Annotated in this window: 15 protein-coding genes; 7 read left to right on the top strand and 8 right to left on the bottom strand. The window is 69.8% G+C overall.

The annotated features are described in order from the left end of the window. Positions 1–38: 38 nt before the first annotated feature. On the bottom strand, positions 39–1,229 hold the full coding sequence (locus PV419_RS03200; RefSeq protein WP_319686073.1) for an HpcH/HpaI aldolase/citrate lyase family protein: 1,191 nt from the start codon (positions 1,227–1,229) through the stop codon (positions 39–41). A gap of 232 nt (positions 1,230–1,461) precedes the next feature. Here PV419_RS03200 and PV419_RS03195 point away from each other — a divergent pair, with 232 nt between their 5' ends. Then, positions 1,462–2,565, top strand: a complete 1,104-nt coding sequence (locus PV419_RS03195; RefSeq protein WP_319686072.1) for a TerD family protein — start codon at positions 1,462–1,464, stop codon at positions 2,563–2,565. An 87-nt stretch (positions 2,566–2,652) separates the two neighbouring features. Here PV419_RS03195 and PV419_RS03190 read toward each other — a convergent pair whose 3' ends face one another. The 6 genes from PV419_RS03190 to PV419_RS03165 all read right to left on the bottom strand — a co-directional run bounded on the left by PV419_RS03190 (position 2,653) and on the right by PV419_RS03165 (position 7,289). Then, entirely contained in the window at positions 2,653–3,381 is a 729-nt protein-coding gene (locus PV419_RS03190) for a Tellurium resistance (protein ID WP_319686071.1), read from the bottom strand. 111 nt (positions 3,382–3,492) lie between these two features. Further along, complete coding sequence (locus PV419_RS03185; protein ID WP_319686070.1) at positions 3,493–4,683, bottom strand: DUF475 domain-containing protein; 1,191 nt, start codon at positions 4,681–4,683, stop codon at positions 3,493–3,495. A 51-nt stretch (positions 4,684–4,734) separates the two neighbouring features. Next, a complete protein-coding gene (locus PV419_RS03180) occupies positions 4,735–5,310 on the bottom strand; it encodes a TerD family protein (RefSeq protein ID WP_319686069.1) in 576 nt (191 codons plus the stop codon). A gap of 198 nt (positions 5,311–5,508) precedes the next feature. After that, positions 5,509–6,084 carry a TerD family protein gene (locus PV419_RS03175; RefSeq protein ID WP_319686068.1) on the bottom strand — a complete coding sequence of 192 codons (576 nt, stop codon included), beginning with the start codon at positions 6,082–6,084 and terminating at the stop codon, positions 5,509–5,511. A 164-nt stretch (positions 6,085–6,248) separates the two neighbouring features. Further along, positions 6,249–6,707 (bottom strand): peroxiredoxin, encoded by a 459-nt coding sequence (locus PV419_RS03170; RefSeq protein WP_319686067.1) that lies wholly within the window; start codon positions 6,705–6,707, stop codon positions 6,249–6,251. 144 nt (positions 6,708–6,851) lie between these two features. Further along, the gene (locus PV419_RS03165; protein WP_014180045.1) at positions 6,852–7,289 is read right to left on the bottom strand and encodes a DUF3052 domain-containing protein; all 438 of its coding nucleotides are present in this window, start codon (positions 7,287–7,289) and stop codon (positions 6,852–6,854) included. 504 nt (positions 7,290–7,793) lie between these two features. Between PV419_RS03165 and aceE the strand changes: the two genes are divergently transcribed. Further along, a complete protein-coding gene (gene aceE / locus PV419_RS03160; protein WP_319686066.1) occupies positions 7,794–10,538 on the top strand; it encodes a pyruvate dehydrogenase (acetyl-transferring), homodimeric type in 2,745 nt (914 codons plus the stop codon). Positions 10,539–10,643: 105 nt separating this feature from the next. On the opposite strand, the gene PV419_RS03155 is transcribed toward aceE, so the two are convergent. Further along, positions 10,644–12,245, bottom strand: a complete 1,602-nt coding sequence (locus PV419_RS03155) for a DHA2 family efflux MFS transporter permease subunit (RefSeq protein WP_319686065.1) — start codon at positions 12,243–12,245, stop codon at positions 10,644–10,646. A 116-nt stretch (positions 12,246–12,361) separates the two neighbouring features. Here PV419_RS03155 and PV419_RS03150 point away from each other — a divergent pair, with 116 nt between their 5' ends. The 5 genes from PV419_RS03150 (at position 12,362) to PV419_RS03130 (ending at position 17,705) form a co-directional block, all read left to right on the top strand. Continuing rightward, positions 12,362–13,021, top strand: coding sequence for a TetR family transcriptional regulator (locus tag PV419_RS03150; RefSeq protein ID WP_319686064.1), 660 nt, complete (start codon positions 12,362–12,364; stop codon positions 13,019–13,021). A 93-nt stretch (positions 13,022–13,114) separates the two neighbouring features. Then, a complete protein-coding gene (locus PV419_RS03145) occupies positions 13,115–14,347 on the top strand; it encodes an alpha/beta hydrolase (protein WP_319686063.1) in 1,233 nt (410 codons plus the stop codon). Between the two features lie 179 nt (positions 14,348–14,526). Further along, entirely contained in the window at positions 14,527–15,528 is a 1,002-nt protein-coding gene (locus PV419_RS03140) for a DUF4429 domain-containing protein (RefSeq protein ID WP_319686062.1), read from the top strand. A 69-nt stretch (positions 15,529–15,597) separates the two neighbouring features. Then, positions 15,598–17,034, top strand: a complete 1,437-nt coding sequence (locus tag PV419_RS03135) for a sensor histidine kinase (RefSeq protein WP_319686061.1) — start codon at positions 15,598–15,600, stop codon at positions 17,032–17,034. Next, on the top strand, positions 17,031–17,705 hold the full coding sequence (locus PV419_RS03130) for a response regulator transcription factor (protein WP_319686060.1): 675 nt from the start codon (positions 17,031–17,033) through the stop codon (positions 17,703–17,705). Before PV419_RS03135 ends, PV419_RS03130 begins: the two co-directional genes overlap by 4 nt. Positions 17,706–17,737 lie beyond the last annotated feature (32 nt).

Raw genomic sequence — 17,737 nt, 5'->3', positions numbered from 1 at the left:
CTCAGCCCTGTCCACTCCATCAGGCACCCATCATCCCGTCATCCCGTCCGCAACCCGGCCGCCAGCAGCTCCACGAAGCTGATGTGCTCCTGGGCCACGCCGAACACCTCGGCGCGCCGCAGGGTCCGCTCGGCCCAGGCGCGGTGCGGCTTCACCTCGTTCATCTTGTTGGTGTACGCCGAGCGCAGCACCCCGCCCCCGTCGCGCTCCGGCTCGAGGATGTCCACGGCGTCGCTGTACTCCTCGTGACTGACCACGGACAGCGCATGCACGGGGGCGACATGCGTCGGGTGGATGCAGGTCTTGCCCTGCAGGCCGTTGGCGCGGTCGAGTTCGATCTCGCGCAGCAGCCCGTCCATGTCGTGCTCGATGAGGGCGGTGCGCAGCGACGACGCCGCGCGGCCGGTGAAGGGGCTGAGGCGCAGCTGCGGCTTGAACATCCGCTCGTGCGGCTTGAAGTACTCCCACACCGGCCCGGTGACCGTGAAGCCGGTGCCGTCCGCGCGGCCCAGCATGTTCACCACGTCCGCGATGACCGAGGCGACGAGCTGTACGTCGTACGCGGTCATGTCGGGCGCCCGGCGCAGCCCGTAGGCCGAGCACAGGTCGGTGACGCCGAGGCGGAGCGCCAGGACCCGCTCGCGGTGCTTGTCGACGGTGCGCCCGATGCCGGCCAGGGTCTCGGTGCGGGTCTCCCGGTGCATCAGCTCCGGCGATTCGAGGACCGGCATCGCGTACAGTCGCCGGCCGCCCAGGGCTTCGGTCGCCTCCGCGGTTTCGGCCGAAATCAGCGCCTCGAGGAAGGGGACGCCGCGCTCCTCGGTGAACTTCGGCAGTACGAATCCGGACAGCAGTCGCACGGCCGCTCCGAGCCGCCGGACGAGGTCGACGATCTGCTCGGGGGTCCGGACCCGGATGAACAGCAGGGGCAGCGTGAGGTGCGGACCGCGTGCCGAGAGTTCGCCCAGCTGCCGTACGAGGTTCTCCTCGGCCGCGGGCACCTCGTTGTCGTCTATCGAGTCCTCCAGGCAGAGCACCATGGAGGTAACGCCCTGACCTGCCTGTTTGGCGATGTCATCGGCGAGGCGGGGGCGGGTGGCCGGGCTGTAGAGGGTGGCACCGAGGGCGACGGCGAGCGTGTGGGCCGGGGAGTCGGCGGTGAATTCGCCGGGCTCCCGGTGGAACAGATCTTTCCGCGCCTCGGCCGACACGTGTCCAAAATGCCGCATAGCTCTCCCCACGCTGCCGCGCCCGCGCTGGCCGATCCGGCCCGGGTGGTGGCCGATAATCGTACGTGCGACGACTGGTCAAAAGTTCCCCAAGGGTGTGAAAATCGCGTAACTCATGTGCGTCCACTGGGTGTCCGGGATGCCGGTCCATTCACCTTTTCCGGCCTCTTCCCGGCCCCGCACCCGCCCCCTGCGTTGTCCCGACCAGGGCTGGGAGGGCAGGATTGCGGCCATGACGCACGCGATGCTGAAGGGATCGAACATCCCGCTGGAGGCCACCGCCGTACGGGCCGTGCTCCGCTGGACCCCCGGCACGGACGTGCCCGACGTGGACGCCTCGGCGCTACTGTTGGGCGCGGACGACCGCGTGCGTTCGGACGAGGACTTCGTCTTCTACAACCAGCCACGGCATCCGTCCGGCCTGGTCCGGCATCTGCCCAAGAAGCGGGTGTCGGAGGGGCTGACGGACACCGTCGAGGCCGACCTGGCGGCGCTGGAGCCGGCCGTCCACCGGGTGGTGCTGGCCGCGTCGGCGGACGGCGGCACCTTCGGCCAGGTGACGGACCTGAGCCTGCTGTTGTACGACGCGTCGGGCGCGGCGGGCGCGGAGCCGCTGGCGGAGTTCGTGGTGACGCCGGAGACCGGCCAGGAGACCGCGCTGCTCTGCGGTGAGCTCTACCGGCGCGGGGGCTCCTGGAAGTTCCGCGCGCTCGGGCAGGGCTACGAGTCGGGGCTGGTCGGGCTGGCCACGGAGTACGGCATCTCGGTGGACGACGGCGAGGGTGACGCCGAGGGTGGCGCCGGGAACACCGGCGAGAGCCCGGCGGCCGACGCCGCCCCCGACGCGAGCAGCCCCGCGAACGGAACGGGAGACGGGAACGGGAACGAGCCGGAGGGCACGCCCACCCCCGTGACGCCCCCCACCATGGACTCGGTCGTCGGCGCGGCGCCCCCCGGCCCCGCCTTCGGGCAGGACTCCTGGGACGACTCGCAGCTGACCCAGCCGATGGCGACGCCCACACCGCTGCCGACCGGCTACGGCCCCGTGCCGCCCCCGCCGACCGCCCCGCCGCAGCCGCCTCCGTCACAGCCCGGCTACGGCTACCCGCAGCAGCCCACGTACGGATATCCGCAGCCCCCCGCCCAGCAGCCCCCGGCGGCTCAGTCGGCGCAGTCGGGGTATGGCTACCCGCAGCAGCCGACGTACGGATATCCGCAGCAGCCCGCATACGGCTACCCGCAGCAAGTGCAGCGCACCCAGCCCATACCGCCGCCCCCGCTGCCCGACCGCAACTTCACGCTGCCGCCGCAGGGGCCGCAGTTCCAGCACCGGTAAGCAGCCGCAGCCGACGGGCCGGGCACCTCCGGGCACGCCTGGGGCCGGGCCGCCGGGGCACATCCCCGGCGCCCGGCTACGCCGCCCTCAGACCTTCTCCTTGTAGCCCCGGCCCCACTGCAGCCCCCACCCGTACAGCCGGTCCAGCTCCGCCTGGAAGCCGTACACGTACTTCACCTCGCGGCGGACCAGCATCTCGCCCTTGACGTTCTCGATCATCACCACGGCGCAGGAGCGGGCCTGCGGGGCCCGCTCGTGGAGCTCGATCTCCACCCGCGGCCCGTTGCTGGGGTAGAGCGTCACCATGCCGTGCGTACGGTCGAAGGCCGGGGTGCCGTCGTAGATGTAGACGAAGACGAGCAGCCGCTTGATGTCGTCCTTGTGGTCCATGTTGATGTAGATCGTCTCGCCGGATCCGGACCCGAACCGGTCGTCCCCGCTGAGCTTGACGTACGGCGCCTCATTGAGGTTGCCCAGGAAGTTGCCGAGCGGCTGGACCACGCCCTTGGCGCCGCTCTGCAGCTCGTACATGCAGGCCAGGTCCAGGTCCACGTTGACCATCGCGGAGCCCTGGGCCTGCACCATCTCCGGTTTGAACATCCGCAGCGGATGGCGCAGCGAGCCACGCCCCGCCCTGTCGTTGAAGTCCGACGTCCGCATCCGCCAGGACAGGTTGATCCGCAGGTTGCCGCTGGCCGCCCCCTGCTTGGTCAGCGAGATGGTCTGGTGCCGCTTGGTCAGCGCGACCGCACCCGAGGCGTCGCCGCTGTCGAATTCGCGCCACGCGCCCCGTCCCCAGTTGTTCCAGAACGCCATCGTGTGCACCCCCACCAATCAACTGGTCGATGACCCAACTGCCCGCGGGGCGGGCCGGGAGACAGGACTCCCGGCCCGCCCCGCTCAGAGCGTTCCTCAAACGGACCCGCGTCACACTCCGGAGGTGACTTCCGCCTTGCTCTCGGCGTCCTCGCCCCCCGCCGCCTCCTCCCGGCGGTTGCGCACCACCGAGGACCAGTACGAGGCTCCGATCAGGACGATACCGATCAGGCCGGTGATCACCTCGTTGATCTCGTACTTGATCGTGACCAGCAGGATGACGGCGAGCGCGCCGATGGCGTAGTGCGCGCCGTGCTCCAGGTAGACGTAGTCGTCGAGGGTGCCCCGGCGGACGAGGAAGACGGTCAGCGACCGGATGTACATGGCGCCGATGCCCAGACCCAGCGCCATCTCGAAGATGTCGTTGGTGATCGCGAAGGCGCCGATGACGCCGTCGAAGGAGAACGACGCGTCGATGACCTCCAGGTAGAGGAAGAGGAAGAACGCGGCCTTGCCGGCCAGGCCGACCACCGTGGCGCCCTGGCTGCTCTTCTGGGCTCCGGCAGCGGCCTTCTCGCTCTTCTCGGCCTCGTCGCCGTCCTCGGCCCCTTCGGCCTCTCCAGCCGCTTCAGCCGCTTCCTCTTCGTCTTCCTCCAGCTTGTCCTCGAAGTAGCCGGAGATGCCGCCGACGATCAGGTAGGTGAGCAGACCGGCGACGCCGGCCAGCAGGACCGTCGCGCTCTTGTCGCCGCCGCCGTGGGCCACGTCGGTGGCGAAGGTCATGGCGGTCACGAGCAGCGCCACCAGGGCGATGACGATGGAGAAGGTGTCCAGCTTGCCGAGCTTGGCCAGCGGCCGCTCCAGCCAGGCCAGCCACTTGATGTCGCGCTCCTCGAAGATGAAGTCGAGGAAGATCATCAGCAGGAACATCCCGCCGAAGGCGGCGATCGCCGGGTGTGCGGCGGTGACCAGGTGTTCGTACTTGTCCTTGTTGTTGATCGCCAGGTCGACGGCCTCCAGCGGCCCCATCTTCGCCGTGATGGCCACGATGATCACGGGGAAGACGAGGCGCATACCGAAGACGGCGATCAAGATGCCGACCGTCAGGAAGATCTTCTGCCAGAAGGCGTTCATCTTGCGGAGGATGCCCGCGTTGATGACCGCATTGTCGAACGAGAGCGAAATCTCCAGGATCGAGAGGATCCCGACGATCGCGAGCCCCTTCCACCCCCAGAGGACGCCGGCCAAGGCCAGGCCGGCCGCCGTGACGGCGAACGACCAACCAAAGGTTTTGAGGAGCACTTCCTGTCCAATCCCTCTTCGTAAGGTCTCCCCCGCGCGCTGTACGCGGCTTTACGAAACGTTGACCCCGAAGTCTAGAGCGATGCCCCGAAGACCCGACGCGTACCCCTGCCCCACGGCCCGGAACTTCCACTCGCCGCCATAGCGGTACACCTCCCCGAAGATCATCGCCGTCTCGCTCGACGCGTCCTCCGAGAGGTCGTAGCGGGCCAGCTCAGCGCCGTCCGCCTGGTTGACCACGCGGATGAACGCGTTGCTGACCTGCCCGAACGTCTGACGCCTGGTGTCCGCGTCATAGATCGACACGGGGAAGACGATCTTGTCGACCTGCGCCGGGACCTTGGTGAGGTCGATCAGGATCGACTCGTCGTCGCCCTCGCCCTCACCGGTGAGGTTGTCGCCGGTGTGCTCGACCGAGCCCTCGGGGCTCTTGAGGTTGTTGTAGAAGACGAAGTACTCGTCGCCGAGCACCCGCCCCGACTGGCACAGCAGCGCGCTGGCGTCGAGGTCGAACGGCGCTCCGGTGGTCGAGCGCGCGTCCCAGCCCAGGCCGACCATCACCTGGGTGAGATTCGGCGCGGCCTTGGTGAGGGAGACATTGCCCCCCTTGGCGAGGGTGACGCCCATGATTCTGATTCCTCCCCGTGGTGTCGCAAAGCGCTCATGAAGAGCATGAAACGCACGAAGCCCAATACAGTGCGTAGAAGCAGCACGTCCGGCGCCGCGCTCCTGCCGATGTGCAGGGACGCGGCGCCGGACGCGCGGGCGGTACGGTGCGTACGCGGGACGTACATACGCGGGTGGTGCTACGGGCCTACGGGCGTATCAGACGTTGACGCCGAAGTCCTGTGCGATGCCGCGCAGCCCCGAGGCGTACCCCTGGCCGATCGCCCGGAACTTCCACTCCGCCCCGTGCCGGTACAGCTCGCCGAAGACCATGGCGGTCTCGGTCGAGGCGTCCTCGGTCAGGTCGTAGCGGGCGAGCTCAGTGCCGTCGGCCTGGTTGACCACGCGGATGAACGCGTTCCGGACCTGGCCGAAGCTCTGCTGGCGGGTCTCGGCGTCGTAGATCGAGACCGGGAACACGATCTTGGCGACATCGGCCGGCACGCCGACCAGGTTCACCTTGATCTGCTCGTCGTCGCCCTCGCCCTCACCGGTGAGGTTGTCGCCGGTGTGCTCGACCGAGCCGTCGGGGCTCTTCAGGTTGTTGAAGAAGACGAAGTTCTGGTCGCCGGAGACCTTGCCTTCGGCGTTGGTCAGCAGGGCACTGGCGTCGAGGTCGAAGTCAGTGCCCGTGGTGGTGCGGATGTCCCAGCCCAGACCCACGGTGATGGCGGTCAGGTTAGGGGCTTCCTTGGTCAGCGAGACGTTGCCGCCCTTGCTGAGGCTGACTCCCACGAGTCCTCCCAAAAAGGTTCGTCAGGAGCACGGTGTGCCCCTTCATTGCTATGCCGGGTGCCGTGGGCACCGCCAGGTGAGGCCTGGGGGCGCCCGGGGATCCCATCAGGATCAACGCGTCGATCCTAGTGAGCGGTTCCCCTCATCACAGGGTTTCCGGGGCCTTAGAGGGTTTCCAGGGCCTTGACGTAGTCGTTGAGGTCCCGGGCGTCGGGGAGGCCGTTGACGATGGTCCAGCGGACCACGCCCTCCTTGTCGATCACGAAGGTGCCGCGCACCGCGCACCCCTTCTCCTCGTCGAAGACGCCGTAGGCCCGGCTGGCCTCGCCGTGCGGCCAGAAGTCCGACAGCAGCGGGTACTCGAGCCCCTCCTGCTCGGCGAACACGCGCAGCGAGAAGGGCGAGTCGTTGGAGACGGCGAGCAGCTGCACATCGTCGTTGACGAACGTCGGCAGCTCGTCGCGCAGAGCGCACAGCTCGCCGGTGCACACGCCAGTGAAGGCGAACGGGTAGAAGAGGAGGACGACGTTCTTCTCACCCTGGAAGTCGGAGAGCCGGACCGACTCCCCGTGCTGGTTCTTCAGCTGAAAATCGGGGGCCTTCGCGCCGACCTCTATCGCCATGGGTGGCATCCCTTCGCTGGTAGCTGGATTGGCTGGTTGATCGGGGAACACCCTACGCGCAGAGCCCCCCTCCGAACGGTACGGAGGGGGGCTCTCGGCAGGGTGTCGCGGGCCCAGCGCCGGACCGGCTCGCGCCGGACCGGCTCAGCGCTTCGACTTCGCGGCCTTCGGGGTGACCAGACGGCTGCCCGTCCAGTCCTTGCCCGCGTTGAAGCTCTTGGTCTGGGACAGGCCTGCGGTGGTCGCGGCCTCGTTGATGTCGCTCGGCTCGACATAGCCGTCACGGCCGGTCTTGGGGGTCAGCAGCCAGACCGGCGCGCCGTCGTCGATCATCTGGATGGCGTCCACCAGCGCGTCCGTCAGGTCGCCGTCGTCCTCACGGAACCACAGCACGACGGCGTCGGCCACATCCTCGTAGTCCTCGTCGACAAGCTCCTGACCGGTGATCTCCTCGATGGCCTCGCGGAGCTCCTGGTCGACATCGTCGTCGTAGCCGATCTCCTGGACCACCTGATCGGGCTGGAAACCCAGCCTCACGGCAGGGTTGGTCCGCTCCTCCGCGTGGTCCGCGGTCGCGCTCACGGATTGCCTCCTGTCATCTTGCGTTCATTCTTCGAGTCGCTGTGCGCCACGCGCGTACGCGAGGCTTGGGGCGTAGTCCACACGGGCCGGGCGGATCGCGCAAGTACCTGGCCAGCGATCCCGCCCAAACGTGGGGGGTCCCCCCATACGGCGTCCAACGGACGTATTGGGGGAGTGTCACCGCAACTCCCATCATGGACGAACGGCCACGAGTGAGTCACATCACTCCAAAATGTCCCGTTTGAACGCGCGTATCGCCACGATACGCCGAGTACGCCCCCCACGGGCCGAACGGGCGTACGCGAGCCCCGCCCGGGGTGGGCGTATGGTTGCGGTTTGGCCGTCGCATTCCGACGCCCGCGCAGCGACCGTCTCACCACGTGATGGTTACCACCCGGTAGAGGTGACGTATCCCCTACGCGAGGTACACGATGGAGATCGGCGCGACCCAGCAGAGCACGAATCCATTGCGTGCACAGCACGACCGAAAAGCGAAGGAATAGCGTGGCTTCCGGATCCGATCGCAACCCGATCATCATTGGCGGCCTTCCCAGCCAGGTCCCGGACTTCGATCCCGAAGAGACCCAGGAGTGGCTCGACTCGCTCGACGCAGCTGTCGATGAGCGAGGCCGGGAACGTGCCCGCTACCTCATGCTCCGCCTGATCGAGCGCGCCCGCGAGAAGCGCGTCGCGGTGCCCGAGATGCGCAGCACCGACTACGTCAACACCATCGCCACCAAGGACGAGCCGTTCTTCCCCGGCAACGAGGAGATCGAGCGCAAGGTCCTGAACGCGACCCGTTGGAACGCTGCGGTGATGGTCTCCCGCGCCCAGCGCCCTGGCATCGGCGTCGGCGGCCACATCGCCACCTTCGCCTCCTCCGCCTCGCTGTACGACGTGGGCTTCAACCACTTCTTCCGCGGCAAGGACCGGGGCGACGGCGGCGACCAGATCTTCTTCCAGGGCCACGCCTCCCCCGGCATCTACGCCCGCGCCTTCCTCCTGGACCGGCTCAGCGAGGGGCACCTGGACGCCTTCCGGCAGGAGAAGTCGAAGGCCGGCCACGCCCTGTCCAGCTACCCGCACCCGCGGTCGATGCCGGACTTCTGGGAGTTCCCCACGGTCTCCATGGGCCTCGGCCCGCTCGGGGCGATCTACCAGGCGCGGATGAACCGCTATATGGAGGCGCGCGGCATCGCCGACACCTCCCAGTCACATGTGTGGGCGTTCCTGGGCGACGGCGAGATGGACGAGCCGGAGTCGCTCGGCCAGCTGTCCCTCGCCGCGCGTGAGGGCCTGGACAACCTGACCTTCGTCGTCAACTGCAACCTGCAGCGCCTCGACGGCCCGGTGCGCGGCAACGGCAAGATCATCCAGGAGCTGGAGTCGCAGTTCCGCGGCGCCGGCTGGAATGTGATCAAGCTGGTGTGGGACCGCACCTGGGACCCGCTGCTCGCGCAGGACCGCGACGGCCTCCTGGTCAACCGGCTGAACACCACGCCCGACGGCCAGTTCCAGACGTACGCGACCGAGACCGGCGCGTACATCCGCGAGCACTTCTTCGGCGACGACCAGCGGCTGCGCACGATGGTCGAGCACATGACCGACGACCAGATCCTGCACCTGGGCCGCGGCGGTCACGACCACCGGAAGATCTACGCGGCGTACGCGGCGGCCAAGGCCCACAAGGGCCAGCCGACGGTGATCCTGGCCCAGACGGTCAAGGGCTGGACGCTCGGCCCGAACTTCGAGGGCCGCAACGCGACCCACCAGATGAAGAAGCTGACGGTCGACGACCTCAAGCGCTTCCGCGACCGGCTGCACCTGCCGATCCCCGACAAGGAGCTGGAGTCCGGCCTGCCGCCGTACTACCACCCGGGCCGGGACTCGGAGGAGATCCAGTACATGCACGACCGGCGCAAGTCGCTGGGCGGGTATGTGCCGACCCGCGTGGTGCGCGCCGAGCCGCTGCAGCTGCCGGGCGACAAGACGTACGCGTCGCTGAAGAAGGGCTCCGGTCAGCAGCAGATCGCCACCACCATGGCGTTCGTACGGCTGCTGAAGGACCTGATGCGGGACAAGGAGATCGGCAAGCGGTTCGTGCCGATCGCGCCCGACGAGTACCGCACCTTCGGCATGGACTCGCTCTTCCCCTCGGCGAAGATCTACTCCCCGCTGGGCCAGACCTACGAGTCGGTCGACCGCGAGCTGCTGCTGGCCTACAAGGAGGCGCCGACCGGGCAGATGCTGCACGACGGCATCTCCGAGGCGGGCTGTACGGCCTCGCTGATCGCGGCGGGCTCGGCGTACGCCACGCACGGCGAGCCGCTGATCCCGGTGTACGTCTTCTACTCGATGTTCGGCTTCCAGCGCACGGGCGACCAGTTCTGGCAGATGGCCGACCAGCTCGCGCGCGGTTTCGTCCTGGGTGCGACCGCCGGCCGTACGACCCTGACCGGTGAGGGTCTGCAGCACGCGGACGGCCACTCGCAGCTGCTGGCCTCGACCAACCCGGCGGTCGTCGCCTACGACCCGGCGTTCGGCTTCGAGATCGCGCACATCGTGCAGGACGGTCTGCGCCGGATGTACGGCGAGCCTGCCGATGGCGAAGACCCGAACGTCTTCTACTACCTCACCGTCTACAACGAGCCGATCCGGCACCCGGCCGAGCCCGCCGACGTCGACCGCGAGGGCATCCTCAAGGGCCTCTACCGCTACCAGGAGAGCGAGAAGGGCGCCATCCCGGCGCAGATCCTCGCCTCCGGCGTGGCGGTGCCGTGGGCGCTGGAGGCGCAGCGCATCCTGGCCGACGAGTGGGATGTGAAGGCCGATGTGTGGTCGGCGACCTCCTGGAACGAGCTGCGGCGCGACGCGGTCGAGGCGGAGGAGCACAACCTGCTCCACCCGGAGGAGGAGCAGCGCGTTCCGTACGTGACGCGGAAGCTGGCCGACGCGGAGGGGCCGAAGGTGGCCGTGTCCGACTGGATGCGGGCCGTTCCGGACCAGATCGCGCGCTGGGTGCCCGGCACCTACCAGTCGCTGGGCGCCGACGGGTTCGGCTTCGCGGACACCCGCGGGGCGGCGCGTCGCTTCTTCCACATCGACGCGCAGTCGATCGTCCTGGGCGTGCTCACCGAGCTCGCCAAGGAGGGCCGGATCGACCGCTCGGTGCTGAAGCAGGCGATCGACCGCTACCAGCTGCTGGACGTGGCCGCCGCCGACCCGGGCGCGGCCGGGGGCGACGCGTAGCGGCGCGCCGGCAGTCACAGCCAAGCGCCGGGTGGGCTGAGAGCAGCCCACCCGGCGCTTCGCTGTTGCCGGTCGACCGTGCGCGGTTCCGTACGGGGCGCGCCGTCAGATGTGTGCCGCTCCCGCGCCCGCCTCCGCGTTGTCGCCGCGCTTGGTGAACGCCGCCACCACGGCCGCCAGGAGCGAGACGACGCCCGCGACGGTGAAGGCGACGCCCATCCCCGACACGAAGGTGTCATGCGCCACGCCGGTGATCTTCTCCACCAGCTCCGGCTTCATGTCCTTGGTGACCGGGGCCTTGCCGACCTCGACCGCCTTGGACGCCTGATCCAGCTGCTGACCGGACATCGGCGGCAGTCCGGCGCGCTGCCAGGAGCCGGGCAGGTCGTCGTCGACCTTGGCGGCCATGACCGCGCCGAGCGCGGCCGTACCGATGCTGCCGCCGACCTGCATGGAGGCCTGCTGGAGGCCGCCGGCGACGCCGGAGAGCTCGATCGGCGCGTTGCCGACGATGACCTCGGTGGCGCCCACCATCACCGGGGCGAGGCCGAGGCCGAGGAGGCCGAACCACAGGGACATCTCGGCGGTGGAGGAGTCGACGTCGAGGGTGGACGCGCCGAACATCGACACGGAGGTGATCAGCATGGCGACCACCAGCGGAATCCGCGGCCCGAGCTTGGTGATCAGCACTCCGGCCAGCGGCGAGGCCACGATCATCATGGCGGTCAGCGGCAGCAGGTGCAGCCCGCTGTCGACCGGGCTCATGCCGTGCACGTTCTGCAGGTAGAAGGTGACGAAGAAGATCCCGCCCATGAACCCGAAGGCCATCAGCACCATCAGCACGGTGCCGGCGGACAGCGGTACGGAGCGGAACATGCGCAGCGGCAGCAGCGGCTCGCTGGTCCGGGTCTCCCAGAACGCGAACGCCGCGAAGCAGACCACGGCGAGCCCGAGGAACAGCAGCGTCCGGGAGTCGCCCCACTGCCATTCACCGGACTTGATCACCGCCCAGATCAGGCAGAACATCGCGCCGGACAGCAGCGCGATGCCGGGGATGTCGAAGGACTTGGGGGCCTTCTCGGCGCGGTGGTCCTTGAGGATGGCCAGTCCGCAGACGAGGGCCAGGACGCCGACGGGCACGTTGATGTAGAAGACGGACTGCCAGTTGACGTGTTCGACGAGCAGACCGCCGATGATCGGTCCGCCCGCGGTGGACGCCCCGATCACCATGCCCCAGATGCCGATGGCCATATTGAGCTTCTCGGCCGGGAAGGTGGCGCGCAGCAGGCCGAGCGCGGCGGGCATCAGCAGGGCGCCGAACAGGCCCTGGAGGACACGGAAGACCACCAGCAGGGTCACGGTGCCGGACAGGGCGATGGCGGCCGAGGAGGCGGCGAAGCCGACGACGCCGATCAGGAAGGTCTGGCGGTGACCGAAGCGGTCACCGAGCTTGCCGGCCGTGATCAGCGAGACGGCGAGGGCGAGCAGATAGCCGTTGGTGATCCACTGGGCGTCGGCGAGCGAGGCGTGGAGGTCTTCGGCGATGACGGGGTTGGCTATCGCGACGATCGTGCCGTCGAGGGCGACCATCGTCACGCCGATGGCGACGGTCAGCAGCGTCAGCCACGGGTGTCCCCGCAGTCCCTTCGGGGGATCGGGTATGGGAGGTTCCGGCGCCGCGTTGGCGACGGTGGTCTCAGACGTCATACTGGGAGGCTAGTGTCAGTCGCTGACAATTGACAAACAAGTTCACGATTCGGTAACTGTCAGTTTTCCGCAGGTATGGTGAGCGGCCCGAACGCGCCAGAAAGAGAGCCCCACAGGTGACAACGGACCAGGCGGTGGCACCGCCACCGGCGGGACTTCGGGAACGCAAGAAGCAACGGACGCGAGCCGCCCTGGTGCGCTCGGCCCTGGAGCTGTTCACCCGGAACGGATACGACCACACGACGGTCGACGAGATCGCGGACGCGGTCGAGGTCTCCCAGCGCACCTTCTTCCGGTACTTCGCCAACAAGGAGGAAGTGGCCTTCGCCGCCCAGGACGTGGCGGAGTCTCACTTCTTCGCCGCCCTGGCCGGCCGCCCCGCCGGCGAGGCGCCGCTCACCGCCCTGCACGGCGCCGTCCTCGACGCCTGGGACACCATCGGCGAGGCCGTCGCCCGGCTGGTCCCGCAGGACCTCCACATGCGCATGTACTGCATGATCGAGTCGACCCCCGCCCTGCTGGCCGTACATCTGCGCCGCACCGCCGAGCTGGAGGAGCGGCTGGCCCGGGAGATCGCCCGCCGCGAGGGGCTGGACATCGACACGGATCCGCGGCCGCGCCTGGTGGTCGCGGCGTTCGGCGGGGTGATCCGAGTGGCGGGCCGGCTGTGGGGCGAGAGCGAGGACGCCAGCATGGAGTCCCTGCGGGACCTCACCGCTTACCACCTCGACCATGTCGGGGCGGCATTGGCCGAACGATGGGACAGAAAATACTAAATCAGACAAAACGGCCGCCGGGGTTCCCTTCAAACGTGAGAAGTGTCACGGCATTTGGCAGCCACCGCCACGCTTCTCCTAGGGTGTCCCGAGGTGACTTCCTTCTCTGAGCTCGGCTCCCCCTCTCCCGGCTCCACCGCCTGGCGCGCGCTGCTCGCCCTGGCCGTGGTGTTCGTCCTGCTCGCCACCACCGGCTGGACAGCCATGCGGCAGCAGAGAGGGCCCCAGGGTTCGCTGGCCGTGGAGCTGGCCGCCTGGCAGAAGGGGCACCTTCCAGCGGTGGCCGGGGGACGCTCCATGGGCGGCCGTGCCCTCCCCGACCCGTCCGGCCCGCCGCGCCGCCTGGCCCGCTTCCTGGACTCGCTCACCGCGGCCCAGCGCGAGCGCCTGGCCCGCCGCTACCCGCTGGTGGTCGGCAACATGAACGGCGCGCCGGTGGAGCTGCGCTACCACGCCAACCGGATCGCCCTCGCCCGGGCCCGCGGCATCGAGCGCAAGCGGATGCACAACAGCGAGCTCACCCCGCTCGGGCGGCAGGACGCCGGGCGCCGGGTGGACCGCTACGAGGAGCTGCTGAGCGGCCACCGGCAGATCCTCGCCTTCGACCCCAGCGGCTCCGGGCGGGCCGCCGAGGTCTTCGGCGACCTGGAACACGCCGGGCGGGTCTCGGTCGTGGTGCCCGGCGTGGACACCAACATCCTGACCTTCCAGAAGTCCGAGCGCGGCTACACCGCGGTGGTCGGCATGGCCCGCGCCCTGTACGACGCCGAGCGGGCCGTCGCCCCGAACGGCAAGAACGCCGTCATCGCCTGGGCCGACTACACCTCCCCCAGCGGCGTCGGCATGGACGCCGCCACCGGCAAGCTCGCCGCCCAGGGCGCCCTGCGGCTGCGCGCGATGGTCAACGGCCTGCCCGCGCTCACCCGCGTCTCGCTGATGTGCCACAGCTACGGATCGGTGGTGTGCGGGGTGGCCGCCCGCGACCTGGCGCCCAAGGTCACCGACATCGCCGTCGCCGGCAGCCCCGGCATGCGCGCCGACCACGCCTCCGATCTGGGCACCAGCGCCCGGGTGTGGGCGATGCGCGACTCCGGCGACTGGATCCAGGACATCCCGCATGTGGAGGTCGGCGGGCTCGGCCACGGCGCGGACCCGGTCTCCTCCGGCTTCGGGGCCCGCGTCCTGTCCGCCGACGGGGCGCAAGGGCACGCCGGGTACTTCGAGCCGGGCACCACCAGCCTGGACAACTTCGCCCGGGTGGGCGTCGGCTCGGTCCAGTCCGTGAGCTGCGCGGACGGCGACACCTGCCGGTCCGGCCTGAGCTGACGGCCGGAACCACCCTGTTCGACCGCCCGAACTGTCTGAGCCGACTCCTGCTGTTCGGCCCCGAGCTGACGGCTGGAACCTGAGCTCACGGCTGAAAATTAGCTGACGGCGCAAATTGATTTGACGCGCGTAACCTCCGAGGGGGGACGGGCGGGCCCCCGCCGCATACGATGAGCCGCATGGGTGATGTGCTGGCCGGTTTTCAGACCGTCTGGGAGTTCGATACCGACTCCGTGCTCATCCGCTTCGAACGGGGGATCCGTACGCCGAAGCTGCTGCAGGCGCTCGGCGAGCGCCGCATCCCTTACGAGGCGCTGTCCGCGGTGGAGGTCACTCCCGGTAAACGGGGCACGGTGGTGCTGCGCGCCGTGCCGAGACCCGGCGCCGACCCCCTGATGGACGCCGCCGACGGCCAGCTCAAGGACGGAGGCGACCCGTACCGCTTGGTGCTGCCCGCCGAGCGCGGGACGCTCGCCGAGTACTACGCCGAGGAGATCCGTACGGCCCTCGGCCCCGCGGCCGACACCCCCGCCGAGTCCTACCTGGTCGCCGCGCCCACGCCGCCGCTGTCGTTCAAGGCGTACGACGGCAAGGCGTCCTTCGACGGCAAGGCCGTCTCGTTCCGCTGGTTCTGGACCGGTGCCTCCTCGGCCAAATGGAAGGCCGGGGACCAGCGCTTCCGGGTCGACGAGCTGTCAGGCGTCGAATGGCACTCGCCGGAGTCCAAAGGGGCCGGCAGCGGCTCCCCCAAACAAGGGCGCAGCGGCTATCTGCGGCTGCTGGAGCACGGCGCGGAGAACGGGCGCCCTGACGCGGCCGGCGCGGGCACCGGCATAGGCAGGGCACGTACGGGCTCGGGAGCGGGCGCCGCCGACCGGGCGGCCGCGGAGAGAGCCGGAGCCGCGACGCGGCCCGACCAGGACCCCGCCGCGGTCGTCTTCGGCCTGGGCTACGGACTGGTCCACGAGTCGCTGCCGTTCGCCGCGGCGGTGCTGGAGGCCGTACGGACCACCAGCCCGGCCCTGTCCGCCGGCCGCGCCCGCTCCGCGGCCCGGCCCGGCCGCCGCGACCCCGCCGACATCGCGGACCGCATCCGCCACCTCGGCGAACTGCACACGGCGGGCCTGCTGACGGACGACGAGTTCAGCTCGAAGAAGGCCGAACTGCTCGCGGAGCTCTGACGGTCCGGGGGTAACCCCATACCCGGGTATGACGTGCGGGCGCGCCCTCCCCCCTACGCTGTAGCCGCCATGTCCCAGCCGCAAGCCCCGACGCCGCCCGCCCCAGGCGCTTCCACCGCCGTGCCGTCCGCCGCGCACGAGAGCCTGCTGTCGGCCACCCGACGGCGCACCTCCGCCCTCGCGCGGGCGCTTGTGACGCCCACGTACCCGGCGACCCCGCTGCTCGCGAGGTCTTCCAGGCGCTGGCTGCGGCGGCTGCCGTACGCGGTCGCGGGCCTTCTCACCCTCATCCTGGTCCCGGTCACCGCCCAGCTCCTCACCAACGACTACGGCCTGAACGGCGGGCTGGCCACCATGCTGGCCGCCGCTCAGGCCGCGCCGCTGCTGCTGGCCGTCACCCGTCCGCTGCCCGCCTGGTGGATCGCCTTCATCGCCGACATCGTCGGCTCGCTGGCGGTGTTGGGCTACGCCGGCCTGCCCGAGCGCAGCTGGCCGTGGCAGCCGCCCAACATCATCGGCTACCTCTTCCTCCTGCTCGCCCTCGCGCTGCGCGAGCCCCGCCACACCCTGGTCGCGGTCTGGCTGGTCACCGGCGGCGTGGGCGTGGTCCTGGGGATACCCGGCGCGAGATACAGCGACGGCACCAATGTGCTGCTGTTCGTGCTCGGCGGGGTGGTGCTGCTGGTCGGCGGCGCGCTGCGGGAGCGCGGGGACGCACAGCGGCGACTGGCCGAGCAGGAGACGATCAGCGAGGCGGAGCGGGCCCGCCGCACCCTGCTGGAGGAACGCGCCCGGATCGCCCGCGAACTGCACGACGTCGTCGCGCACCACATGTCGGTGATCACCGTGCAGGCGGACAGCGCCCCGTACCGGATCGGTGGCCTCCCACCCGAGGCGGAGCGGGAGTTCGGCACCATCGCGGCCACCGCCCGCGAGTCTCTCGCCGAGATGCGGCGGCTGCTGGGCGTGTTGCGCAGCGAGGACGCGCGCGGGGAGCGCGCCCCGCAGCCCGGCCTGGACCGGGTGCCGCAGCTGGTCGAGGCGACCGTACGGGCCGGGATACCCACCACGCTGTCGATCGCGAAGGACGTGGCCGGGCTCGGGACGCTGCCGCAGGCGGTGGACCTGTCGGCGTACCGGATCGTGCAGGAGGCGCTGGCCAATGTGGTGCGGCACGCACCGGGCGCCCCGACGAACGTGTCGATCCTGACCTCCGCGGACCGTACGGGGCTGACCGTGCTGGTCGTCAACGGCCCGGCGAGCGGCACGCCCGGACCGCCCCTGGAGACCACCGGCACCGGCCACGGCCTCATCGGCATGCGCGAGCGCGTCCGTCTGGTCGGCGGCACCCTGGACACCGGCCCGCTGCCCGACGGCGGCTTCCGCCTCGCGGCCCGGCTTCCGCTCGTCGAGGTGGAACCCACCAACAACTCAGTCAACTCGGGCGACGGCGCAAGCGGTGCGGCGAGCGCGAAAAGCGCGGAAAGGTACCCTCTCGCTCCATGACCATCCGGGTGATCATCGTGGACGACCAGGCCATGGTGCGGGCGGGCTTCGCCGCACTGCTGGCCGCGCAGAGCGACATCGACGTGGTCGGCGAGGCCCCCGACGGGAGGCAGGCGGTCGACGTCAGCCGCAGCACACACCCGGACGTCGTGCTCATGGACGTCCGGATGCCCGAGATGGACGGCCTGGAGGCGGCACGGCGCATACTCGACCCGCCGCCCGGCGTCACCCACCGCCCGAAGGTGCTGATGCTCACCACCTTCGACGTCGACGACTATGTGTACGAGGCGCTGCGCGCGGGCGCCAGCGGCTTTCTGCTCAAGGACGCCCCGCCCGCCGATCTGATCTCGGCGGTACGCGTGGTCGCCGCCGGGGAGGCACTGCTCGCCCCGTCCGTCACCCGCCGCCTCATCGCCGACTTCGCCCGGCAGCGGCCCGCGCCACGCAGAAACCTGGCGCTACGGGGCAACGGGCTCACCCCGCGCGAGACCGAAGTTCTCGAGCTGATCGCCCGCGGGCTGTCCAACCAGGAGATAGCGGAGTCGCTGGTCCTCGCCGAACAGACCGTCAAGACGCACATCGGGCGGGTGCTCGCCAAGCTGGGGCTGCGCGACCGGGCCCAGGCGGTGATCTTCGCGTACGAGTCGGGCCTGGTGACACCGGGTCAATAACCCGGCACCGCCCCGGGCACCGCGCCGCCCAC

Source organism: Streptomyces sp. ME19-01-6, assembly GCF_033793745.1.
Taxonomy (GTDB): Bacteria; Actinomycetota; Actinomycetes; order Streptomycetales; family Streptomycetaceae; genus Streptomyces.
Note: the sequence above shows the minus strand (reverse complement) of the source record. Positions and strands in the feature narration are given on the sequence as shown.